We start from the raw sequence: 22247 nt of genomic DNA, 5'->3' as shown, positions 1-22247 counted from the left end.
CGTGGGTCCAGGGCGATCGGCCGGGACACAGGGGAACGCGTCGTGCAGGAACCGAGGACCGGGCTGGTCAGGCCCTGCCCGTCGCGAGCGTCGCACGCTGGGAGAGCAGCCGGCGCCGGGGCTCCTGGGGCGAGACGCCACCGAACTGGACGTCCCAGGAGCCGTTCTGCCAGGTGAGGAAGACCGCGCACAGGGGCGGCACCGCGAGATGCCAGAAGGCTCTTGCCGGTACGGCCAGAGCATCGATGAGCACGGCCCGGACGACGGCTGCCTCGGTGACGGCCACCGTATGGCTCGTGTGCGGCGCCATGCTGCTCAGCCACTGTGCCGACCGGTGGCAGAGCTGTCGTACGGACTCTCCGTCGTGCGGCGTGGCATCCGGATCCGTGAGCCAGGCGGTGAACCCGGCGGGGTCGGTTGCGGCGATGTCCCTGACAGTTCGACCGCTCCACCTGCCCACGTCGAGATCGCGCAGCATGGGCTCGGACGATGCCGCGAGACCGATGGCGTCAGCAGTCTCCGAGCAACGGATCGAAGGTGCCCGGACGGCCGACTCGCAGGGAGAGAGCATCGCTCTCGCGGTGCCTGCCATGTGCATGCCTTCGTCGCTGAGATGGGCGTCGCCGAGGAGCGGATCCACAGTGGGGTCACCGCCGGGCGCACACAGAAGCGTCAGGTGGATCGACATGGGACCTACCTCTTTCCTGGCCGGGCGTGGCTTCAGACGGTGTGGCGGCTGCCGGCACGTCGTGCCTCACCTGCTCCACAGTCGGTGCGGGCCCCCCACCGGCACCATCCGCCAGGTGTCCGAAACCACCCCGCCGACCGGCCGGCCCACCCCTGCGCAGAACGGGAAAGCACGCAGCGACGAGGCAGGGGCGGACGGACCCGGCCCGCGGCCTGCGAACGCGCGGGCCGCGCGCCTCGGCGGCGGCGTTCACCGGTCGGGCTCATGGGGCAGTTCGAGCCGGAGCTCGTAGCCACCCTGATCCGTGGGGCCGGAGGTGACGGTACCGCCGAGAAGCTCCGCCCGCTGGGCCAGACCCGCCAGGCCGTGATGGGCGCTGGGCAGGGCGAGCGCGCTTCGGGTGGGGGCGGTGTTGGTGACCGTGGCGCAGAGAACACCCTCCCTGAGCCCGATACGGACGGTCACGGCGGCGCCAGGGGCATGTTTGCGGACATTGGTCAGCGCTTCCTGCACGGTCCGGTAGACGGCCCGCTGAACCGTGGGCGGAAGCTCCTCGGGCACATCGGTCTCCAGTTTCGCCTCGATGCCGCCGGCCTCCAGGAGATGCTCCAGGTCGGCGAGCGAAGGCTGCGGGGTGAGCTCCGTGGGCCTGCTGCCGGAGGCCCGCAGCACGCCGACCATGTGCCGCAGCTCGTCCAGGGTCTGCACGCTCAGGCGGCGGATCGTGGCCGCGGCCTGTCTCGTCTCGGCGTCCCGGCCGGCCACCTGGAGCGCTCCGGCCTGCACGGCGATGAGACTGACCTGGTGGGAGACCACGTCGTGCATCTCCCGGGCAAGCTGGGCGCGCTCCTTGGCCAGCACGCTCTGCGCGGTCAGCAGCCGTTCCTGCCTGCGCGCCTCCGAGATGTCGGCGAGCCGCAGCGACAGCTCGCGGCGGGCCTGGACGAGCTGACCCAGGAAAACGGGAGCGGCAGCGGTGGCCAGCGTGTAGCTGAGGTGGAACAGGCTGTTCGTCTGGGACAGCTCGGTCGCGTCGAGGGACGACCACGGCCAGGGCAGGAAGTCGATGATCGCGTAGAGCAGCGCGCAGCCGCCCAGCAGGAAACGGTGACGGTTGACGGAGGACAGGGTGTACAGCGCGGCCGTGGGGGCGACCACCGCGTCGGTGACCAGGCCGGTGGGGAGCGTGAGGACGAAGGTCGTCAGGGGCAGCCGGTGGCGCAGCACCAGGGCGAGGGCGCCGAGCACCGCGCAGGCAGTGGTCGGCCGGTCCTCGAGGTCCACGTGAGCCCAGGCGTCCGCCAGCGCGGTCCCGACGAGAGCGATGTCGATGAGCGCGGCACGCGGCTGCCGGCGGCTCACCGGGCGCCCTCGTCGTGCGCGTGCGTGAGCAGGCCCGCGCGCTCGGCGATCAGAGCCGCCTGGACACGGCTGCTCACCCGTAGTTTGCCCAGCACGTTGGTCACGTGGCCCTTGATGGTGCCGGTACTCAGGTGCAGCCGCTCGCCGATCTCGTTGTTGGCGAGTCCTTCCGCCATGAGGACGAGCACCGCACGCTCACGCTCGGTGAGCCGGGCGGTGAGACGGAGGGCGGTGGGCTCACGGCCGTTGTTGTCGAGGTAGCCGCCCACCACCAGCCGGGTGACCTTGGACGACAGCACGGTCCCTTCCTCGGCCAGGGTACGCACCAGATAGGGAAGCTGCTCGGGATCGGTGTCCTTGAGCAGGAACCCGGCGGCGCCCGAACGCAGGGCGGTCGCCACGTACTCGTCGGTGTCGAATGTGGTGAGCATGGCGACCACCGGCGGCTCCGGCATGCGGCGGAGGTCGGCCAGGATCGTGAGCCCGTCCACGTCCGGCATCCGGATGTCGAGCAGGACGACGTCGGGGCACAGTTCCCGTACCGCCTGTACGGCCTGGCCACCGGCTACCGCCGCGACGACTTCGATGTCGTCCGCCGTTTCGAGGATGTGCGTGAAACCCGTACGGATCAAAGCCTCGTCATCGACCACCAGTACCCGGATCATGTGCGCTCCGCTTCTCGCATGCCCCGGTCGATGCGTACCCCCGCGGAGCCTGCTCGCAGGCGGCCGGCCCGCAGAACCCGCCGGTTGGCGGCGCGACCTCAGCCGGTCGGCGGGCGGCGCCTGCCCACCGCCCCGGCGGCAGGCACGCGACCTCGGCTGACAGCGCGCCCGGCTCGCCGTGGCGCAGCCAGGACCTCCCCGCCCGTCTCACCACGCTGAGCGCCGGGATACCGCCCGGACCAGGACAGATCGGGAGACCACATGGCCGTCGAGCTCGACATCGACCGCATCCGCCGGTTCCTCGGCGAAGGTGTCCGCGACAAGGTCTACCCGGGTGCCGTCTGGGCCGTCGGTGACCGCTCCGGAAGCATGGCCCTCGGTACCCCGGGGGTCCCGGACCCCGACCGGCCCGACGAACCGATGCGGCACGACACCGTCTTCGACCTCGAAGGCCTGACGCAGGTCCTCGCGGTGTGGTCGTCCATCGGATCCCTGACCAACACGCGCTACTACACCAGGGATCACGGATCCCTCATCCACGTCCGCGACACGTTCCGGTCGCTCGCCTTCGCCTGACCACGCCCCCCGTGACCGCCGGCGCATGTCCCGACGCTGACGCGAGCCGTGCCGGCCCGTACGACGGGGTGCCGAGGGCGCGCCGTCGCCACCGGTCTCCTCGACACGACCGCGGCCGGCCGGCGCACCTACGGCCTCAGTCCATCTTTCCGGTCCGGGCGTCGTGCCACAGGTCGACGCCGCCGTCGACAGCGTATGCGTCGATGTCGGCCAGCTCCTCCGCGGTGAACTCCAGGTTCTCCAGAGCGGCGACGTTCTGCTCGAGCTGTTCGGTCCGCGACGCACCGATGACCAGCGAGGTGACCCGCTCGTCACGCAGTGCCCAGGCGAGTGCCATCTGCGCCAGGGTCTGCCCCCGACGCTGGGCGATGGCGTTGAGCGCGCGGAGCCTGTCCACCATGTCGTCCGACAGCCAGTCCGTGTCGAAGGACGTGCCGGCCGCGGCCCGCGAGTCCTCCGGGATGCCGTCGAGGTAGCGCCCGGTGAGCAGGCCCTGCGCCAGCGCCGTGAACCCGATGACGCCGAAGCCCTCCTCCTGCGCCGCGTCGAGCAGCCCGTCCGTCTCGATCCAGCGGTTCACCATGCTGTACGACGGCTGGTGGATGAGCAGGGGCGTGCCCAGTTCCCGCAGGATCGCGGCGGCCTGCCGGGTGCGCTCGGCGTCGTAGGAGGAAATCCCGACGTACAGGGCCTTGCCCTGACGGACGGCGGTGTCGAGCGCGCCCATCGTCTCCTCCAGGGGCGTGCTCGCGTCGAGGCGGTGGGAGTAGAAGATGTCGACGTAGTCGAGGCCGGTGCGCCGCAGGGACTGGTCGAGGGAGGCCAGCAGGTACTTCCGGGAGCCGCCGCCCTGACCGTAGGGGCCGGGCCACATGTCCCAGCCGGCCTTCGTGGAGACGACCAGCTCGTCCCGGTACGGAGCGAGGTCCTGCTTCAGCAGCCGCCCGAAGTTGATTTCCGCGGAACCGTAGGGCGGCCCGTAGTTGTTGGCCAGGTCGTGGTGGGTGATTCCGAGATCGAAGGCGCGCAGCGCGATGTCCCGCTGGCTCTCGAACGAGCGGTCGTCACCGAAGTTGTGCCAGTAGCCCAGCGACAGGACGGGCAGGTCGAGGCCCGAACGCCCGGTGCGCCGGTAGCGCATCGTGCCGTTGTACCGCTCGGGGTCCGCGACGTGGTTCATGGGGGTCTCCGCAGGTGACAGTGGGTTTCATGCCGTTCGGGGGGCGAACGTGCCTACTGTGCCCTGGCGCGATTGCCGAGTCCAACAGCTCACGCACATCGCATTCATCGGTGTCACTTCTCAAAGAGAGCCCCGCGGCGCAGGCCGTGGCGGCTGTGCGGGGACGGAGCGTGCGCCCCGTCCCCGCGAACTCTCCCGGTGGTCAGACGACCGCCGTGAAGGTGTAGCGCCCGGCCGGCAGATGGTAGGTCGCCGGGCCCGTCGGGACGGCCTGCGCCGGAGCGACGACCGACTCCGGCCGTGAGGTGGGGACCGTGACGTCGGCGGAAGTGTTCACGGGCACGGTGACCTGGAGCCTGAGCCGGCCGCCGGAGACGGCCCAGTTGCTCGCCGCGTTGCCGTACGGGGTGTCGTAGGTGCTGACGGCGGAGGTCAACCCACCGCCGGGCCGCGGCGCGATGCGCAGGGAGGCGTAACCGGGGCTCGCGGGGCCGAGGCCGCCTACCTGGCGGTAGAGGAAGTCGCCGACCGAGCCGAGACCGTAGTGGTTGAAGGAGTTCATACCCGGGTCGTTGAACGAGCCGTCGGTGCGGATGCCGTCCCAGCGCTCCCAGATCGTGGTGGCTCCGTGGTCGATCATGTAGCCCCAGCCCGGGAAGCCGCGTTGCAGCAGAATCCGGTACGCGGTCTCCACATGACCGTGGTCCGCCAGCACGGGCAGGAGGTTCTCCACGCCGAGGAAGCCGACGCTGAGGTGGCCGTCCGTGGCCGCGACCTTGGCGGCGAGCTTGTCCGCGGCGGCCCGGACCAGGGACGCGGGCAGCAACTCGAGGGCCAGGGCCAGCACATAGCCGGTCTGGGTGTTGCCGCGGACCGTGCCGTCGTCCGAGACGAAGCGGGCGCGGAACGCGGCTGCCACCTGGTCGGCGAGCTGCCCGTAGGCGGTGGCCTCGGCGCTGCGGCCGGTGGCCGCGGCCATGCGCGACACCAGGCGGGCCGACCAGGCGAAGTAGGCCGTGCAGACGAGATCCTGGGCCGTGTTGTCGTTGACGTTGAGCCAGTCGCCAAAGGTCTGCTGATCGCGTATCAGGTCGCTGCCGGACGTGGCGCGCAGATAGTCGACCCAGTGGGCCATCGCCGTGAAATGCCGGTCCGCGACGCCGAGGTCGCCGAAGCGCTGCCACAACGTGTAGGGAATGACCACTCCCGCGTCTCCCCAGCCGGCCGTCCCGGAGCCGCCGATCACCGCGGGCGCGACATCCGTGAAGGCACCGTTCTCCTGCTGGGCGTCCGTGAGGTCGTCGACGAACTTGGTGAGGAGGGCGTGCGTGTCCAGGTTGAAGGTGGAGGTCGCGCAGAAAGCGGCGATGTCGCCCGTCCAGCCCAGTCGCTCGTCCCGTTGGGGGCAGTCGGTCGGGATCGAGAGCATGTTGCTGCGCTCACCCCACACGATGTTGTGCTGGAGCTTGTTGAGCAGTGCGTCGGACGCGCTGAACGTGCCCGGCTGCCGGGCGTCCGTCCACACCGCGCGACCGGTGACGGTGGTGGGGTCGGGCCGGAAACCGGACGGCAGGCCGGTGAGTTCGACGTAGCGGTAGCCGTGGACGGTGAACCGGGGCTCGTACGTCTCCACGCTCCCGGTGCCGGCGAGGGTGAAGGAGTCGGTGGCCTGGGCGGCGCGCAGGTTGGTGGTGTAGAGCGTGCCGTCGGGGTTGAGGACCTCGCCGTGCCGGACGGTGACCGTGGTGCCGGCGTCGCCGCGGACCGCGATCCTGTTCCAGCCGGCGAAGTTCTGCCCCATGTCGAAGATCCACACCCCCGGCTGCGGCTCGGCCACCGACACCGGACGGAACTCCTGCTGCACGGTGACGCCATTGTCGACCTGTGCCACCAGCCGCGGGACGGGCCCGTCGTGGACGGCCACGGCCGTCCAGCCGCTGTCGTCGAAGCCCGGCGAGTCCCAGCCCTCGACGTGCAGGCGCGCGTCGTAGGTCTCGCCCTGGTACAGATCGTCCGCCCTTATCGCGCCGCTGGCCGTCTTCCAGCTGCGGTCCGTCGTCACCAGCTGGGTGGATCCGTCGGTGTAGGTGATGAGCAGCTGTGCGCCGTAGAACGGCTGTGTGCCGTAGTGCCGGCTGCCGGCGAACCCCAGGTTGCCCGAGTACCAGCCGTTGCCGAGCCAGGCGCCGAGCACGTTGTCGCCCCGCCGGATGTGCGCGGTGACGTCGAACACCTTGTACTGGAGGCGCTTCGCGTAGTCGGTCCACCCGGGGGCCAGCACGTCGTCGCCGACCTTCGCGCCGTTGAGCCGCGTCTCGTGAAGGCCGAGCGCGGTGGTCAGCAGCCGTGCCGAGGCGACTCGCCCCCGTACGCCGAAGCTCTTGCGGAGCATCGGCGCCGGCCCCACGACCTGGACGTTCGATCCCCACGGACCGCCGCCGTACGGGGCGAGCGCGCGTGCGGCGGGCCAGGCGCTGTCGTCGTATCCGGGGCTCTGCCAGTCCGCGGGCGGGTCCTGGTGCGACCGCCACGCATCATCCGTGACCACGGTCGGGCCGCCCGTCACCGTGAGCTTGGCGATGAGCCCCGCCGGGGAGAGGGTCGTGTTCCGGCTCGCGACCGCGAGGGTGTTGTCGCCGGTCCTGAGATACGCCGTGACATCGACCGTCGCGGCGCTCTTCCACGAGTCGGTCACGCGTCGTGAGGTACTCACCTGGGTTCCGTTGACCCAGACGTCCGCGGTGTCGTCCCCGGTGACGATCAGGCTCGCCGCGGCGGGGGTGTCCGTCAGAGTGAAGGTGCGCCGGAAAAAGCGGGTCGCCACCGGCGCCTCGGACGCGGGATCGCCTTCCGGGTACCAGATCCAGGTGGCCCCCGAGAGGTCCGGTCCCGGCGGCCGCCCGATGAACGCGGCGGACCACTCCTGCGCGGGCGCCAGCAGCCCGGTCTCGAACCACTTAGGTTTGCTCCACGCGGCCGCCCGGCCCTGCGTGTCCCAGACACGCACCCGCCAGAAGTAGCGGGTCAGGCTCTTCAGGGGCCCGCCGGCGTAGGCGATGTCGACCTGCCGGTCGGACGCGACACGCCCGCTGTCCCACAGCTCACCGGAGCCGCCTGCCGTGGCCGATACCTGGATCCGGTAGCCGCCCTGACGCTGCTGCCGCTCCGTCGAGTCGAGGACCCAGCCGAAGCGCGGGTGTGCCGCGTCCACGCCGAGGGGGAGGGCACGATGCTCCACCGTGCAGGCGGCCACGCTCAGCGGGGACGGGGACGAGAGGTCGGGAGCGGCCACCCGGGAGTACCAGGGGGCCGTTCCGTAGACGCCGAGATCCCGGGCGGCCGGCCAGCCGGCGTCGGCGAAGCCGGGCTGTTCCCATCCCGTCGGCACGTCCTTGCCCGCCGACCAGCGGCCGTCGGTGACGACATCGGTCGTGCCGCCGGTGGTCCGCACGCGGATCCGCCCTATGACGCCGGCCGAGCCGCCCTCGGTCCGGGCTGCCAGCGCGATGGTGTTGGTCCCCGCCTTCACGGCGGCCCGCAGGTCCACGTACAGGGCGTCGCGCCAGGACCGGGCGGCTCTGGGAGAGCCGGCGAGGGGTTTCCCGTTGAGCCATACGTCGACGGAGTCGTCGCCGGTGACGACGAGTTGCGCTTCGGTCACCTCGCCCTCGGCGACGGTGAAGCTCGTGCGGAAGTAGCGGTGTCCAGCGGGGGCGTCGGAGCCCGGATCGCTTTCCGGATACCAGATCCAGTGAGCCGGAGACAGCCCGACGGGCCCGACCGGGGGTGTTCCGGTGGCCGCCTGTGCGCGGCCGGCGAACGTGCCGACGGCTCCCGCGGCGAGAGCACCCGCCGCCAGCGCCGACGCCGTGCCGAGGAAGCCGCGTCTGCTGACCGGGGATTCCTCGTGAGGCGTGGGCGACCCGGAGTCGGGCGAATCGGGTGAGCCGGGGGTGGGGGGTGTGGTCTGACTGGCCAACGGAGTATCCCTTCACACGCGTCGGGCGAAGCAGGACGGCTCGGTGAGCGGCGGACGCGGACGGGAGGTCCCGTCCGGTCGCGGTCTGCGGCAGGTCGGACGATCGTCGGTGTTCGTGGGCGGTGACCGGCAGAGCGCGATGGCGGCCGAGTGATTGAATCGTTTCAAACTGTTAATGCGGTGGAAATGTATGAAAGTTGATGAGCGGCGTCAATAGGTTGGGGCATCGTTTCATCGACACTCGCGCACCTCCGTGCGAGGCGACCGCGCACGCCTGAGACGCCGGTCAAGGGGAGTTCCCGCCCTGCCGGGAAGGCCATGTCCCGTACGCAATACGGTCGTTCGCCGAACAACCTCCCTGTGCCGACACCGCCCTCTTCGGCCACGGACCGACCGGACTCACCCCTCCCGCGCCGCAGTCGAAGCGCACGCGCGGCCGGCCGAAGTCGGCTTGCCCGGACGGATCGTGCTCGTTTCCCGAGCCTGTTCTTCGACCTTGGGCGGCGCTTCGGAGACGCCGGTAGGTTCTTCGCGGTGACTTTGATGGAGACGCAGGGCCTGGTGCCGATGACCGACGGGGCACAGTTGCGATGGGTGGCGCAGGGGGACACGACTCGGCAGCCGGCCGTGATCCTGCTTCATGGCGGTCCGGGTCTGCCCGACTACCTGGGCGACGTCGCCCCTGTGATCGCGGACCTCGCGCCCGTGTACCGGTACGACCAGCGTGGCACAGGCCGATCCCCGTGGCGCGGCCGACATTCCTTCGCCCGGCATGTCGACGATCTCGCCGAACTGCTCGATGCATGGGAGGTGCCCAGGGCCGTGCTGATCGGGCACTCCTACGGCACCGATCTGGCGAGCCGGTTCTGCCTGAGCCACCCCGACCGGGTTGCCGCGATGCTGCTGATGTGCGGGCCGTTCACCGGAGATTGGCGTACCGGGTACCGAGCGGAACGCAGCCGCCGCATGTCCACCGCGCAGCGGGCGCGGCTCCGCGCATTGGAGGAGCTGCCGCAGCGCACGGAGGAGCAGGAAGTCGAGCTGCTCACGCTGTCCTGGTTCACCGACCACGCCGATCCGGACCGCGGGTGGCACTGGGCATCCCAGGGGGCCCGGCGGCGGCGCCCGGTCAACTGGCCGATGAACGGCGAACTTGAACCGGCCGCGGCAGCACCGGCGGGCCAGTGGGGGAAAACCACCGGTCCGCCGTGCGGGAGGGCCGGATGCGCTCAGCAGTACAGGTTGCTGCCGGGGGTGACGCCGAGGATCGAGGTGAAGCGCTGGTAGGCGTCGACGCGGCTCTGGACCTGGGCCGGGTTGCGGCCGTCGCATTCCAGCGAGCCGTTGATGGAGCGGATGGTCTGGCCGAAGCCGGCGCCGCTGACCATGGCGTTGTGGGGGGTCATCGTGCCGGGGCCGCTCTGGGTGTTCCAGTACCACAGGCCGGTCTTCCAGGCGACGGCCGAGTCGTTCTGCACCAGCCAGGGGTTGTCCAGCAGGTCGATGCCGAGGGCGTCGCCGGCCGCCTTGTAGTTGAAGTTCCAGCTGAGCTGGATGGGGCCGCGGCCGTAGTAGGCGGCCTGTCCGGCCGGGCAGCCGTAGGGCTGGCTCCAGTCGCAGTACGTCGGGTAGTTGGCGGTGTTCTGCTCGACGACGTACACCAGTCCGCCGGTCTCGTGGCTGACGTTGGCGAGGAAGGCGGCGGCCTCCTGCTTCTTGACGGTGTCACTGCCGGTGTTGGCGAAGCCGGGGTAGGCGCTGAGCGCGGCGGTGAGGCCGCTGTAGGTGTAGAAGCCGTTCCGGTTCGGGAACATCTGGTTGAACTGTGCTTCGCTGACGACGAACCCGGACGGGTTGCCGCCTCCACCACCACTGGCCGGGGCGTTCCACTTCTGGTTCGCGGCGCCGGTGCAGGTCCATATCTGCAGGCGCGTGGCGTTGGCGCTGCTGTTGCCCTGCACGTCGAGGCACTTGTTCGCGGCGGGATTGACGATGTCGTGGGCGGCGGTGACGACCCACTGCTGGTTCGCTCCGCCGGAACAGTCCCAGAGCTGGACGGCGGCTCCGTCGGCTGTGCCGCGGTCGACCACGTCGAGGCACTTGCCGAGGGCACGCAGGGTGCCGTCGCCGTTGTTGGACCAGCTCTGGGCACCGGTGCCGTTGCAGTCGTAGAGCTGGACGGCGGTGCCGTTGGCACTGTTCGCGCCGGCCACGTCGACGCACTTGCCGGCCAGCCCGGTGATCTGGCCGGTTGCCGCCTGAGCCGGGGCGACGGTGAAGAGGGCGGACAGGACGGCGGCGAGGACCACGGCCGGCGTCAGCCGGCCGAGGACGCTGCCCCCGCGGAGGCGGGACGTGAGGAGAGGAAGGCGCATGGAGAGCTGCTCCTGACGTGGAACGAGGGGGTGAGAGTGCGTGACCGGCCTGCGGAGGCAGACGTCTCAGCCGAGGACCTGCTGGGTCACCACGATGTGTCCGGCATCGGGGTCGAGGACACCGCCGAGCCGGCTGAACGCGCCGTCGGTCAGATCAAGGCACTTGGGCTCCTGCGGCGTCTGGGCGAATGTGCCGCGGTCGTTGACTCGTACGGTCAGGGACCGGCCGTTGGCGACGTTGGTGACCTGGACGCGCGTACCGAAGGGCAGTTGGGGCTGGCGGGAGAGGGAGGTGGCGACCGTGTCGGCGTTGTTGTCGAAGACCTCGCCGCTGGCGGTCAGGGCGCCGGGCGGCTGGGGACCGTAGTGCGTGGCCCAGCACTGTTCACCGCCCTGTTCCGCGGGAACGGTCCATTTCTGGTTGTCGGCGCCGGTGCAGGTCCAGATCTGAATCCGCGCACCGTTCGCGGAAGAGCGGTCGGTGACGTCGAGGCACTTGTTCGCGGCGGGGTTGACGATGTCGTGAGCGGCGGTGACGGTCCATTGCTGGTTGGCGGCGCCGGTGCAGGACCACAGCTGGACCTTGGCGCCGTCAGCGGTGGAGGTGGCGGTGACGTCAAGGCATTTGCCCAGGGCGCGCAGGGTGTTGTCGGCGCCTGGGGTCCACTGCTGGGCGCTGGTGCCGTTGCAGTCGTAGAGCTGCACCGGGGTGCCGTCGGCGGAGTCGGCGCCGGCGACGTCGAGGCACTTGCCGGCGAGGCCTGTGACCGTACCGGTCGCCGCGGCGGCCGGTGTCGCGGTCAACGGGCTGATCAACAAGGCCAGCAGGGCTATGAGAGGAGTACCGCGTAACGCGGTGGTGAGGAAGGAAGAGCGAGCAGCCATGGGGGGTGAGGAAGCCTTTCCGAGGTGGCACGTTGGTGTGGCGGACACCGACAGGACGCACGTGAGGAAGACCTGACATCGGGAAAGCTAAAGGTCTATACCAAGCCCGTCAAGATGTGAACATGACATGCACGATGCGGCCGAACGCGGCATCGGTGGTCTCGTCCGTCCTGCCTTTGGCGAGGGCTAAACCGGCGCTCGTGGCGTCGGCCCGGCTGGCGGAGTCGTCGGCCTGCGGGCCAGTGATCGCGTGCGCCGTTGGGGGAGTGGCGCCTGCGGACAGCATCTCCTCAGTGCTGTGTGAGGAGGCATGTGATGGTCAGTGAGTTCCAGCGGAACAAGCTTCGGGCGATGTTCGACGCGTTCGACGCGGACGGCAACGGTTACCTTGAGGAGGAGGACTTCGCGGCGCTCGCGGTCCGTTGGGGCAGGCTGCCGCGGGTGAGAGCGGAGTCGGAGCTGGCCGTGCGGGTGGAGAGCGTGCTGAGAGGGTGGTGGCAGCAGCTGTCGGCCGCTGTCGACGCGGACGGGGACGGCCGGATCGACATGGATGATCTCCTTGCCATGGTCGACCTGTTGCCCTCCATCCCGGAGGCTGTCACCGCCACGACCGACACCGTCTTCGACGCGGTGGACGAGAACGGCGACGGGCGGATCGGCCGCGGCGAGCACAAGCGCCTGATCGACACATGGCACGGACAGGCCGTCGAGACCGGGGAGGTGTTCGACCGCCTCGACCAGGACGGCGACGGTTACCTCAGCCGCCCGGAGTTCGCCACCCTGTGGACCCAGTTCTGGACCAGCGACGACCCCCGCGAACCCGGCAACCTGATGTGCGGTGAACTGCCCCAGGTTTGGTAGACGCCCTTGGCGACTCTGTTCGGACAGGCCGATCGTCGACTCCCGGCGGAGCGCTGTCCACGACGTCACGTCACCGGGCGCGCGGACGGGGGGGCGGTGCGGGCATGTCCAGATGGACCCGGACGGCGCGTACGGCCTGCTGTTCCGCGTTGCGGCCGCCGCCCACGGCCTCCCTGTGTCCCTCCGGCAAGTGTTTCTCCGTCAAGGCGTGTTCGGGGCCGGCGGCGAAGCTCCCGCCGGCCCGGAAAGGAGAGCAGAGCCCGCACGGGCCCGGGACGTCACCCTCCCGCGCCTCGGGCAGGGGGCGGGGCCGTGACGCCGATCCCCTGTCGCGGCGCCCCTCTTCAGCCATCCAGGTATGGATGTCCAGTTGCGGGGCAGACGGGGATTCGCTCGGCGCGGTCCCGCGCCGAGGAGTGGCGCGCGACGCCACCTGTGCAACCTGTGCCTCGCGGCGGCGCCGACGCGCCCGCGAGCCGAGCTTGGGGGAGTGGGGAATCGTCATGATTCATCCGGCTGAGAAGGAACTGCGTGCCGCACTGGCCCGGTTCGCCGACGCGCGCATCGAGCACGACGTACGCCCCACCGGCCGCACCAGCCGCCTGCTGGAGGACGCCACGTACACGCTGTGCGTGATGACCGGAGCGACCGACGCGGAGCGGGCCCTGCAAGCGGCGGACACCCTGTTGCAGGGCTACCGCTCCGACCACGGGGGCAGCGGCCGCGAGGACGAGACCCTGGCCGCGTAGGCATGCCCCCCAAGCTCCGCCGCCCGCCTGAGGCCTACCGCTTCGGGCGGGAGGACCGCAGGAGCGTGGCGATGAGCGTGCCGGCCAGCCACTCCTCGTACATGTCGGCCGACCAGCCGCGCCCCGCTGTGAGCTGTGTGTACAGCTGCGGCCCGGCCGGCGCCCACAGGCCGTCCGCCAATCGGTGAGCCGTACCCCGTACTCGGTGGGCCGTACTCCGTACTCGGCGTGCCGGTCGGTGACCTCCCGCTCCGTCGCAGGCGCTCCGGTTCTGGCCTTCCGGACGGCTTCCCGGTCCGCGCCTGATCGGGGCGGCCCCTCCCGGACCGCGGGCCTCCTCCAGCAGCAGGGGCCGCCGGACCGTCGAGACCTCGGCCACCGCCCAGGCACCCGCGGCCAGGGCTCCGATACGCGGGACGTCGTCGAGGTCAGAAGCGGTGACCACGCGCGCCGCTTCACCCAGGCCGGCCCTACTCGGCGCTAGGCTGCCTCCGGAGGTGCCAAGTGGCCCAGGCCGAGCGGAAGTTGGACGAGGTTCCGGAATCCACGACCGTGGTGGTGATCGGCGCGGGGCCGGCCGGGCTGACCGTAGCCAGTCTGCTGCGCAGATGCGGCGTCGACAGCATCGTCCTGGAGCGCCGCAGCCGCCAGTACGTGGCACAGCGGCAGCGGGCCGGCATCGTGGAGAGCCGCGCGGTGCGGATGTTCGCGTCCTGGGGGCTGGCCGACCTGGTGCTGGGCGGCCCACCCCACGACGGCATCCTGGAGTTCCGGGTGGACGGCAAGAGTCACCTCGTCGACGACAGCGACGGATCCGAGGGCCCCGGGGCGCGTCTGTGCCCCCAGCAGGTCCTGGTCCAGAAGCTCACCGCCACCCACCTCGCCGACGGCGGCGAGGTGCGCTACGAGACGGCCGACATCACCCTGCACGGCCTGACCGGCGACCGTCCCACCGTCCGCTACCGCTCCGCCGACGGCACCGTGCACACGATCACCTGCGCCTTCGTCGCCGGCTGCGACGGCGAACACGGCGTCACCCGCACCGCCGTCCCCGACGGCCATCTCACCGCCCACACCTTCGACCACGGCATCGGCTGGCTCACCGTCCTGGCCGACGCCCCGCCCCCGGCCCACCCCCTGCTCGCCGTCAGCCCGCAGGGCTTCGCCGCACACTTCCCCCGAGGTCCGCACAGCAGCCGCTACTACCTCCAGTGCCCGCCCGACGACCACCCCGGCGCCTGGCCCGACGCCCGTGTCTGGGACGCGCTGCGGACCCGGCTCGCCGACCCCGCCCTGACCGCGGGCCCGATCACCGACCGCGAGACCTTCCGGCTGCGCAGCCTCGTCCACGACCCCATGCAGTACGGCCGCCTGTACCTCGTCGGGGACGCCGCCCACATCGTGTCCCCCATGGGCGGAAAAGGCATGAACCTCGCCCTGTACGACGCCGACCTCTTCGCCCGCGCCGTCCGCGACCACGTCCACCACCACGACGACACCGGCCTGCGTACCTACTCCGAGCGGTGCCTGCGACGGGTGTGGAGCGACCAGGAGTTCTCCCACTGGCTGACCCGCACGGTCCACGACGCCGGCGACGACACCGACTGCGGCCCCTTCCTGCGCAACCTGGCCCGCGCCCGCCTCGACCGCCTCTTCACCTCCCCGCCCGCCGCACAGGCCTTCGCGGAACTCATGACCGGCCTCGACCCGGCCCAGGACCACCCCGCCTCCACGGGCCTCACACTGCACGATCTGCCTCGGCCGGCGTCATAAAAGGTCCGTACCGGTTGCGTCAAGGGTTGCAGAAACGGGCCGACTTGGGGCCGTCTGTGCGATCGGAAGCTGAATGCGGTGGGCGCATTGTGCGCGAGACCGACGCCGAGACCAGCACCGCGTCGTCCGCAAGGCCGCATCCCGATTGCTTTCAGCTTCAGTTGTTGACGGCGGAGACCGATGGGTCTACAACCCGAGGGAGCGCTCTCATATCTGCTGTTGCTCCATCCCCCCACACGCCGAACCGGCTTGAGGAGACTCCGCATGCAGAGTTCCGCCAGCGCACCCACCCGCAGATCACCGGCCGGCGCCGCAGCCCCGCGGCTGGCTCTCGGCCTGGTCGTCGTGCTGATCGCCGCCTTCTTCGCGGTCGTCGCACCGTCGCCCGCGCACGCCGCCGACCAGTTGCTGTCCCAGGGCAAGCCGGCCACCGCCTCCTCGACCGAGAACGGATCCTTCCCCGCGAGCGCGGCGGTCGACGGCAACACCGGCACCCGCTGGTCCTCGGCCTTCGCCGACCCGCAATGGCTACGGGTCGACCTCGGGTCCGTCCAGCAGCTCAGCCGCGTCGCCCTGAACTGGGAGGCCGCCTACGCGACCGCCTTCCAGATCCAGACCTCCACCGACGCCAGCACCTGGACCACGGTCTACTCCACCACCACCGCTACCGGCGGAATCCAGAACCTCACCGTCACCGGCAGCGGCCGCTACGTCCGCGTCTACGGCACCGCGCGGGGCACCCCCTACGGATACTCCCTGTGGGAGTTCCAGGTCTACGGCCCCGGCAGCACCACCCCGCCGGACGACTTCTGGGGCAGCACCAGTGACATACCCGCGGCGAACAACGCCGTCGAGGTGAAGATCCTCAACCGCACCAACGGCAAGTACCCCGACAGCCAGGTGTACTGGAGCTTCAACGGCCAGACGCACTCCATCGCCGAACAGCCCTACCTCGACATGCCGGCCAACTCCGCGGGCCGCATGTACTTCTACCTGGGCTCGCCCACCAGCTCGTACTACGACTTCATCGAGTTCACGGTCGGTAACAACGTCTTCAACGGCAACACCACCCGGGTCGACGCCTTCGGCCTGAAGCTGGCCATGCGCCTGCACACCAAGGACGGTTACGACGCCGAGGTCGGCGAGAACCGGCAGACCTTCGCCGAGGACCGCGCCACCACCTTCCAGCGCTTCACCGACGCGGTGCCCAGTCAGTTCAAGGTGCTGGCCCAGACCCAGGCCCCGTACCGGATCATCGCGCCCGGCAGCGACCCGAGCTTCCGCGCGGGCGGCGCCAACGCGAACTACTTCACCTCGTACGCCCAGTCAGTGGGCGTGAACGCCGCCACCTCCGACATCTTCGGCTGCGCGGCCTCCCTGGCAGGCAACCCGAACATGTGCGCCGCCCTCAACCGCCACGTCGCCACCCTGCCGGCCTCCCAGCAGTCCGACCCCGCCCAGTTCTACACGGCGGCACCGGCGAACTACTACGCCAAGTTCTGGCACGACAACGCCATCAACCACCTCGCCTACGGCTTCCCCTACGACGACGTGGCGGGCCAGTCCTCCTTCATCTCCCACGCCAACCCGCAATGGCTCCTGGTCGCGGTCGGCTGGTAGCCGATCCGGTGACGCGGACACCGAACCCACTCTGATCCCCCGACCGGCGGGCCCTGCCGGGTCACACCCGACCCGGCCGGACCCGCCGACTGCGGACTTCGAGACCCCCGAACAACGGCGCCGTCCGCGAGGCTCCCGGCGGCCGAATGCCGGCGTCCGCTGACGTCCCGTCACGGGAGAGTTCGCCGGCGTGAAGCGCCTGTGTCGCCGTGGACACCGCATGTGACCGCCGATGGGGTGATAACTGGGGACAGGCACTGGGCCTCGCGCACCGGGTCCCCGGCAGCTCCCTCCCGGCTCGTGGGCGGCGTGATCCGGTTGTCGAAGCCGCAGAAGGCCGGATCATCCAGTGCGGAGACGCCCGCGGCGCGGAACGGGGCAGCCCGCATCACGGTGAACTCGCACGCCAGGCACCCGCGTGGTCGGTGTGCCGCTTCCTGTGTCGATCTTCAGCGGACCGGCGATCGTCGTTTAGGCTCTGGTCGCCACAGAGGTCCTGATCTTCACGGAGGGCAGCACGGCGGGGATCAATCGAGAGCGCCTCGTCAGAACGCTGACGTTCTGGCTGCGTCCCGCTTTCGCGTTGCGGGTCATCAACCGGTTTCAGAAAATCGTGGGTTTCGACCGCTCGATGGCACTGGCATCCAGCGCCTTGACGACGTTGATCCCGCTCTCCATCCTCGTCAGTGCCGTCTTGAGCAACTTCGTGCACTACGACGCCGCAGAGCGGATCATCAGGCGCTACCACCTCACCGGAGCAGGCGCCACCGCTGTCAACTCCCTGTTCTCGCCCGCAGAAGGCACCAGTGCGAGCGTGGGCGTCTTCGGGGTCGTGTTTCTGACGATCTCGGTGTTGAGTTTCGCGCGAGCAGCGCAGCGGCTCTTCGAACAGACGTGGGACCTCAAGCCCCTCAGCGTGCGCAACACGCGCAACGGCTTGTGGTGGATCCTTTCCTTCGGCGGCTACGCAGTGGCGATCGCGTTGCTCTCCGCGCCCCTTGGCGGGGGTGCGCTGCGGGTGGCCTCCTTGCTGTGTGAGGTTCCGGTGACCGCTGCCTTCCTGATCTGGAGCGGCTGGATCCTGTCGGCGAGGCGGATCAACTGGCCGGACCTGCTTCCCTTCGCGGTCGCCGGCGCCGTTCTGACGGTGACCTATTCGATGGGCGCAAAGTTCTATATGCCGCATCTCTTTAACTCCTCCGTCGAGCGCTACGGAGTGGTCGGAGCCGTCTTCGCCATGGTCTCCGCCCTCTTCACAGCCATGCTCGTCCTTGTCGCGTCAGCGGCACTGGGACGAGAAGTACGAGACGAGCTCGGCCGGATCGGTCGGGGCCACCGTCCGTCGGACCACGAAGTCCGCCAGGAGTGGGACAGCGTGGTCGAGCAGACCAGGTCACGGTGGCGCAGGGCACGCGAACAGGTCTCACGTCATCAGACCAAGGGCTGAACCACTGGCAGGCGTGGCCGGCCACGGCTTCGTTCCCAAACCACGTGTCGGGCTGGGCAAGTCCCGGCCTGACCTGTCCTTGACGCCGCGCCCGCGGCAGGTTCGGTCCGGCTCGGTCAGGTCCCAGCGCCGCTGACTCGGAGCGCCGATCGTCCCCTCAGCACACCCGGGCGCCCGCCTTCGCAGCGAGACCCACTGGTGGCGGCGCGCCGTTTCGGAAAAGCTGCGGCACATGGACTGGATGCCCTTGCTCTCCACACTGGCCGGTGCCGCCATCGGTATCGCAGCCACTCTGATCGCCGACCGCAACCGGTGGCGACGGGAAGAAGCCAGACACGCGCTGGAAATACGGCGCGAGGTGTATACCGTGTTCGTCTCCGCCCTCAAAGCCGCAGGTGAAGACATACGGGCCGTCGCCCTGGGCGATCACATGTCCGCGTCGGCACGTGACGCGGCAGTGCGGGAGGCCGTCCGCGGCACCGGCATCCATACAGCCAGCGAACGCCTTTGGCTCGTGGGGCCGCCGCAGGTCGTGACGGCGGGGAACGAAGCGTTCCACGGGCTGCGCGCCCTGCGCGACGCCTACGCCCGAGGGGTGGCTGTCGGCTCCGCCGAGGAAGCGCTCCTGATAGCGCGGCGGCGCGCGGCCATGGCGCAGATGCGTAGCGCCATGCGTGAGGACCTGGGTATCGAACCGCTGGGCGTCGAGTGACCTCGGACGCGGCGGGCGTGACTCCTGTTCGGCAGCGGCCGGTCGGTCATGCGTAGTTCCCGCCACCTGGTGATGCTGACCCGTGCGCGATCAGAGTGAGCTGTCGGGGCGACGACCGGGTGGAGTGGGCGAGCGCATCAACGGATCGCGATACCGAAGGTCCGCTGGCGGAATTCGTAGCCTCGAGACAGGAGATAATGCAGCGGCAGCCACTCAGCACAATTTCCTCGCGTTGCAACTGACCATCTCCGGAGCGGTGTTCAGCTCCAGCCTCACCGGTGCGTCCAGGAGCGGGTTCCTGCTGATCGTTCCAGTCAGCACCTACATGTTGTGCTCACGCTTCGTTGAGGTCCATGTCGGTATCGGACAGCTGGGCCGTTACATCCGCGAGCATCTGAGTGCACGCATACCGGGGCTGGGGAGCTACCTGGCGCTATTCGGCTTATGGAGCTGGGGCGATGCCTGTCGGGACGTGGCGCCCCGGTTGATACGGGGCCGACGCCGACGGCGCCCGGACCGAGAACGGCTGGGCGGAATGCCGCGCGCCAGCGCCTGCAGCCCTTGGCTGTCATGGGTGTTGGCGGCGGAGATGCCGATTACCGGTAGGTTCGGATATTCCGGGCTGCGGAATAGCGCCTGTCGCTCTGGGCTCGCTGAGTGTCGAGCGGCCCAGCTGTGACGTCGGCTGGGGCAGTTGCTATTTCGATTGCGTGTGCTGAGGTCATCCGGGCCAAAATGATCCAATGAACACTGATACAGAAGGCAGCGTGACCGAGGCGATCGCTCGAGAGCTGCAGTTGATGAGTCGGCCGTGCGGGCATCCAGGGCGCTGGCAGACCAACTCTTCGATCCGGAGTTCGTGGAAGTAGGCGCCTCGGGCCGCAGGTGGGACCGTCAGGCGATGCTCTCCGAGCTGCCGGACATGCAGGGTGCGGCTGAAGACGGCCCGCAATACGTGCCTTCCGATATCACGGGCGTCGTCTTGGCTCCAGGCGTTGTGCATCTGACGTACGAGACCACGATTGACGGTAGGCAGGCGCGTAGAAGCTCGATCTGGCGAAAGACGGACGAAGGCTCCGGATGGCGGATGTACTACCACCAAGCCACGCCTGTGCCGGGTTCGTAGAGGCAGTTGTCATGGTCGCCAGGCCACGTCGGCTGCGTACGTGGTTCTGGTGGACCCCGCTGACCAGTGCTCGGCCGCCGAGGGCTGAGCAGGACCAGCAGCCCGGCGACGCGGTCTCTGGTCTCGATGGAGTCGTCGTTCAGGAGCCACCAGGCAGGTACTCGTGGGGGGCTTGGCATCGGAATCCGGCATCGGCCGGCCGCCACGACTGGTCATCGACCGGCTGATGATCGCCCGACCGATTTCTGCGTGTCGACTGCCGCGAGCACTGAGTCAGCCAGTTCTGTGACGGGGCGTCCGCCACCCACGTCGATGCGAGCCAGGCCCAACCCGTCGATGGCGTCGTTCATGAGCACCTGGTAGCGCTCCGTGCGGGCCAAGAACTTGTCCATCAGTCGCTGTTCCTCGTCTGTGGCTGCCTCGTAGCGGCCTGCCGCATGCACCCGGGCGCGTACCACGGCGTCGTCCGCGGTGAGCCACACGGCGGCCGTGCGTGGGACCCGTAGCCCCGCGACGCGGACGGGCCAGAGTGCCGACCCCTCCAGGACCAGGCCCGTGCTGCTCCGCCCCTCGGTCGCATGGGCCGTGATCAGCTCTTCGATGCGGGGCCACAGCCGATCGTAATGGCCGAGAACGGAAGTGATCAGTTCGTCAACCGTGAGTGATCGGTAGTGCTCGGCGACGTGCGCCGGTACCTGCCGCTCCGGCGTTCTCCAGGGTCGCCCGGGGTGCCGAGCCAGCCCGTCGGTGGTCAGACGCTCGAATCCGAGCCTCTCCGCCACTGCTCCGGCGACGGTCGACTTACCGACGTTCGACGTCCCACCGATCAATACCACCCGCACATCGCGCACGCCGACGACCCTACTGGCCCCTTCGCAACGGGGCCCGCAGTCGGCGGAGACGGATGCCGGCGATGAGCGGCTCCTCGCTTCAGCGCTGAACAACCGGCCGACAAGATGGCTCAAACGGCAGTGCCGCCTCACCGCATGGCCGTCGATGGGGCTGTCAGTGCAGGCGGATAGAGTCCCGCCCGAAACTCGTGCGTGACCGGAGAAGGAGTCCTGTTGCCGAGAACCACGCCACCCCGGCCTGTCGACATCGCGTCCGTGTTCCTGGAGCTGGCTCCGCTGGCACGGCAGGCAGTGCGCCTTCACCCACGCCCTGGTGAGCCGACTGTCCACGAGAGTTCCATCGGCGGCCCCCTGCTGTGGCCGGCTGACGACGCGTGGCCGGTCTGCACCAAGGAGCACCACCACCACGTCCTCCCTGTCTCCCTCGGCGATGTCCGTCAACGCCGGGCGCTGCTCGAAGCAGCCTGGTTGCGTCCTCGCGCTCCTCGCGAGAACCTCCTCGATCCCGACCAACGGGCGTACCTCGACGAACTTGAAACAGGACATCCACCACACTCCGGGGCAAATGCGCTGCTCCCCGTCGCCCAGCTCTACCTGCGCGACATACCCGGGCTGTCCGGCCCCGAGGGAACGGACCTGCTGCAGGTGCTGTGGTGCCCCCTGGATCACGACGAGGGGCTTCCCGCAGCCCACCTCGTCTGGCGGGACTCCAGGAGCGTCGACAAGCTGCTCGCCGATCCGCCGGAACCGGCCGATGTGGATCACTACGGACACTACGTTCCCGAGCCGTGCGTGCTCCATCCTGAGGCCGTGACCGAGTACCCCGCGCCCCACGAGTTGCCTGAGGAACTCGCGGAGCGTCTGTACGACTGGGGGCGCAGGCAGTGGGCCGAGGAAGACCCGGACGAGGAGTTCAGCCCCGGCGGCGCCTACTACCAGTACGAGCACTCGGTCGCGCCGGGGTGGAAAGTCGGTGGCTGGGGACCGTGGAGCTTCTGTGACCCCTGGCCCATGCACTGCGATGTCTGCAAGGCCACGTACCGGCCGCTGCTCACCGTGAGTTCCGGAGAATGGGATGGCGGGAGCGGCAGCTGGATCCCCCTCGAAGACCAGGAGGAACCTTCGGCGCCTGTCGGCCTGCGCAAACCGTCAGACCCGCCGATGGTGGAGATCGGCCGCGGATACAACATGCAGATCTACATCTGCCCCACGTCCTTCGATCACCCGCACCTTGAGAACATGCAGTGAGCCGCCGGTGAACCTTCCACCGGCGTTCCCCGGGCCGCGTCGGGGACAGGAGGCCGAGAGGTCCCTGGCCCGGTAGGGGATCCCGCACCAGCCGGTCCGCCAACGACGCTGAGCGCGCTGCCGTACGAGCGGGCGCGGTCGTGCGAGGGG

20 protein-coding genes and 1 pseudogene are annotated in these 22247 nt (G+C 69.7%); 10 read left to right on the top strand and 11 right to left on the bottom strand.

The genetic code is table 11. The annotated features are described in order from the left end of the window. Positions 1-67: 67 nt before the first annotated feature. The 3 genes from ACZ4N4_RS25325 to ACZ4N4_RS25315 form a co-directional block, all read right to left on the bottom strand. A complete protein-coding gene (locus ACZ4N4_RS25325; RefSeq protein ID WP_453578383.1) occupies positions 68-688 on the bottom strand; it encodes a histidine phosphatase family protein in 621 nt (206 codons plus the stop codon). Between the two features lie 249 nt (positions 689-937). Beyond that, positions 938-2050, bottom strand: a complete 1113-nt coding sequence (locus tag ACZ4N4_RS25320; RefSeq protein ID WP_453578386.1) for a sensor histidine kinase — start codon at positions 2048-2050, stop codon at positions 938-940. Next, on the bottom strand, positions 2047-2715 hold the full coding sequence (locus ACZ4N4_RS25315) for a response regulator (protein ID WP_467592349.1): 669 nt from the start codon (positions 2713-2715) through the stop codon (positions 2047-2049). The genes ACZ4N4_RS25320 and ACZ4N4_RS25315 overlap by 4 nt, the downstream gene beginning before the upstream one ends. A gap of 261 nt (positions 2716-2976) precedes the next feature. Between ACZ4N4_RS25315 and ACZ4N4_RS25310 the strand changes: the two genes are divergently transcribed. Then, entirely contained in the window at positions 2977-3291 is a 315-nt protein-coding gene (locus tag ACZ4N4_RS25310; protein WP_467592346.1) for a hypothetical protein, read from the top strand. Between the two features lie 136 nt (positions 3292-3427). On the opposite strand, the gene mgrA is transcribed toward ACZ4N4_RS25310, so the two are convergent. Together mgrA and ACZ4N4_RS25300 are read right to left on the bottom strand one after the other, a co-directional pair. After that, complete coding sequence (gene mgrA, locus ACZ4N4_RS25305; RefSeq protein ID WP_467592342.1) at positions 3428-4471, bottom strand: L-glyceraldehyde 3-phosphate reductase; 1044 nt, start codon at positions 4469-4471, stop codon at positions 3428-3430. Between the two features lie 202 nt (positions 4472-4673). After that, on the bottom strand, positions 4674-8450 hold the full coding sequence (locus ACZ4N4_RS25300) for a family 78 glycoside hydrolase catalytic domain (RefSeq protein ID WP_467592340.1): 3777 nt from the start codon (positions 8448-8450) through the stop codon (positions 4674-4676). Positions 8451-8993: 543 nt separating this feature from the next. Here ACZ4N4_RS25300 and ACZ4N4_RS25295 point away from each other — a divergent pair. Further along, a complete protein-coding gene (locus tag ACZ4N4_RS25295) occupies positions 8994-9737 on the top strand; it encodes an alpha/beta fold hydrolase (RefSeq protein ID WP_467592838.1) in 744 nt (247 codons plus the stop codon). On the opposite strand, the gene ACZ4N4_RS25290 is transcribed toward ACZ4N4_RS25295, so the two are convergent. From ACZ4N4_RS25290 to ACZ4N4_RS25280, 3 genes are all read right to left on the bottom strand, one after another. Then, positions 9680-10825, bottom strand: coding sequence for a glycoside hydrolase family 19 protein (locus ACZ4N4_RS25290; protein ID WP_467592338.1), 1146 nt, complete (start codon positions 10823-10825; stop codon positions 9680-9682). The genes ACZ4N4_RS25295 and ACZ4N4_RS25290 overlap by 58 nt on opposite strands. Positions 10826-10891: 66 nt before the next feature. Then, entirely contained in the window at positions 10892-11710 is an 819-nt protein-coding gene (locus ACZ4N4_RS25285; RefSeq protein WP_467592336.1) for a ricin-type beta-trefoil lectin domain protein, read from the bottom strand. 109 nt (positions 11711-11819) lie between these two features. Next, a complete protein-coding gene (locus ACZ4N4_RS25280) occupies positions 11820-11996 on the bottom strand; it encodes a hypothetical protein (protein ID WP_467592334.1) in 177 nt (58 codons plus the stop codon). Positions 11997-12010: 14 nt separating this feature from the next. Between ACZ4N4_RS25280 and ACZ4N4_RS25275 the strand changes: the two genes are divergently transcribed. Further along, a complete protein-coding gene (locus ACZ4N4_RS25275; RefSeq protein WP_467592332.1) occupies positions 12011-12571 on the top strand; it encodes an EF-hand domain-containing protein in 561 nt (186 codons plus the stop codon). Between the two features lie 503 nt (positions 12572-13074). Further along, positions 13075-13320 (top strand): DUF5133 domain-containing protein, encoded by a 246-nt coding sequence (locus ACZ4N4_RS25270; protein WP_467592330.1) that lies wholly within the window; start codon positions 13075-13077, stop codon positions 13318-13320. 34 nt (positions 13321-13354) lie between these two features. On the opposite strand, the gene ACZ4N4_RS25265 is transcribed toward ACZ4N4_RS25270, so the two are convergent. Continuing rightward, positions 13355-13501 carry a hypothetical protein gene (locus ACZ4N4_RS25265; RefSeq protein ID WP_467592328.1) on the bottom strand — a complete coding sequence of 49 codons (147 nt, stop codon included), beginning with the start codon at positions 13499-13501 and terminating at the stop codon, positions 13355-13357. Positions 13502-13824: 323 nt separating this feature from the next. Between ACZ4N4_RS25265 and ACZ4N4_RS25260 the strand changes: the two genes are divergently transcribed. The 4 genes from ACZ4N4_RS25260 to ACZ4N4_RS25245 all read left to right on the top strand — a co-directional run bounded on the left by ACZ4N4_RS25260 (position 13825) and on the right by ACZ4N4_RS25245 (position 18872). Beyond that, positions 13825-15093: a 4-hydroxybenzoate 3-monooxygenase gene (locus ACZ4N4_RS25260; protein ID WP_467592326.1), complete on the top strand. Its 1269-nt coding sequence runs from the start codon at positions 13825-13827 to the stop codon at positions 15091-15093. Between the two features lie 264 nt (positions 15094-15357). After that, positions 15358-16713, top strand: coding sequence for a beta-1,3-glucanase family protein (locus ACZ4N4_RS25255; RefSeq protein WP_467592324.1), 1356 nt, complete (start codon positions 15358-15360; stop codon positions 16711-16713). Between the two features lie 583 nt (positions 16714-17296). Beyond that, on the top strand, positions 17297-18160 hold the full coding sequence (locus ACZ4N4_RS25250) for a hypothetical protein (RefSeq protein ID WP_467592322.1): 864 nt from the start codon (positions 17297-17299) through the stop codon (positions 18158-18160). Between the two features lie 232 nt (positions 18161-18392). Continuing rightward, positions 18393-18872 (top strand): hypothetical protein, encoded by a 480-nt coding sequence (locus tag ACZ4N4_RS25245; protein WP_453574444.1) that lies wholly within the window; start codon positions 18393-18395, stop codon positions 18870-18872. A gap of 492 nt (positions 18873-19364) precedes the next feature. Here the strand turns inward: ACZ4N4_RS25245 and ACZ4N4_RS25240 are convergent. Continuing rightward, positions 19365-19469 (bottom strand): annotated as a pseudogene (locus ACZ4N4_RS25240) (IS5/IS1182 family transposase); the annotation flags it as partial. A 214-nt stretch (positions 19470-19683) separates the two neighbouring features. On the opposite strand from ACZ4N4_RS25240, the gene ACZ4N4_RS25235 reads away from it, so the two are divergent. After that, complete coding sequence (locus ACZ4N4_RS25235; protein WP_467592320.1) at positions 19684-19998, top strand: nuclear transport factor 2 family protein; 315 nt, start codon at positions 19684-19686, stop codon at positions 19996-19998. 212 nt (positions 19999-20210) lie between these two features. On the opposite strand, the gene ACZ4N4_RS25230 is transcribed toward ACZ4N4_RS25235, so the two are convergent. After that, a complete protein-coding gene (locus ACZ4N4_RS25230; protein ID WP_467592318.1) occupies positions 20211-20849 on the bottom strand; it encodes a hypothetical protein in 639 nt (212 codons plus the stop codon). Positions 20850-21062: 213 nt separating this feature from the next. Here ACZ4N4_RS25230 and ACZ4N4_RS25225 point away from each other — a divergent pair, with 213 nt between their 5' ends. Then, a complete protein-coding gene (locus ACZ4N4_RS25225) occupies positions 21063-22097 on the top strand; it encodes a hypothetical protein (RefSeq protein WP_467592317.1) in 1035 nt (344 codons plus the stop codon). Positions 22098-22247: the final 150 nt, after the last annotated feature.

This window comes from Streptomyces sp. NPDC026538, from assembly GCF_055567535.1.
Note: the sequence above shows the minus strand (reverse complement) of the source record. Positions and strands in the feature narration are given on the sequence as shown.

Coding starts and splice junctions, on each gene's coding strand:
- ACZ4N4_RS25280 (WP_467592334.1), bottom strand. CDS start 11,996: ATGCTGTCCGCAGGCGCCACTCCCCCAACGGCGCACGCGATCACTGGC.
- ACZ4N4_RS25270 (WP_467592330.1), top strand. CDS start 13,075: ATGATTCATCCGGCTGAGAAGGAACTGCGTGCCGCACTGGCCCGGTTC.
- ACZ4N4_RS25310 (WP_467592346.1), top strand. CDS start 2,977: ATGGCCGTCGAGCTCGACATCGACCGCATCCGCCGGTTCCTCGGCGAA.
- ACZ4N4_RS25315 (WP_467592349.1), bottom strand. CDS start 2,715: ATGATCCGGGTACTGGTGGTCGATGACGAGGCTTTGATCCGTACGGGT.
- ACZ4N4_RS25295 (WP_467592838.1), top strand. CDS start 8,994: ATGGAGACGCAGGGCCTGGTGCCGATGACCGACGGGGCACAGTTGCGA.
- ACZ4N4_RS25285 (WP_467592336.1), bottom strand. CDS start 11,710: ATGGCTGCTCGCTCTTCCTTCCTCACCACCGCGTTACGCGGTACTCCT.
- ACZ4N4_RS25245 (WP_453574444.1), top strand. CDS start 18,393: ATGGACTGGATGCCCTTGCTCTCCACACTGGCCGGTGCCGCCATCGGT.
- ACZ4N4_RS25325 (WP_453578383.1), bottom strand. CDS start 688: ATGTCGATCCACCTGACGCTTCTGTGTGCGCCCGGCGGTGACCCCACT.
- ACZ4N4_RS25290 (WP_467592338.1), bottom strand. CDS start 10,825: ATGCGCCTTCCTCTCCTCACGTCCCGCCTCCGCGGGGGCAGCGTCCTC.
- mgrA (WP_467592342.1), bottom strand. CDS start 4,471: ATGAACCACGTCGCGGACCCCGAGCGGTACAACGGCACGATGCGCTAC.
- ACZ4N4_RS25255 (WP_467592324.1), top strand. CDS start 15,358: ATGCAGAGTTCCGCCAGCGCACCCACCCGCAGATCACCGGCCGGCGCC.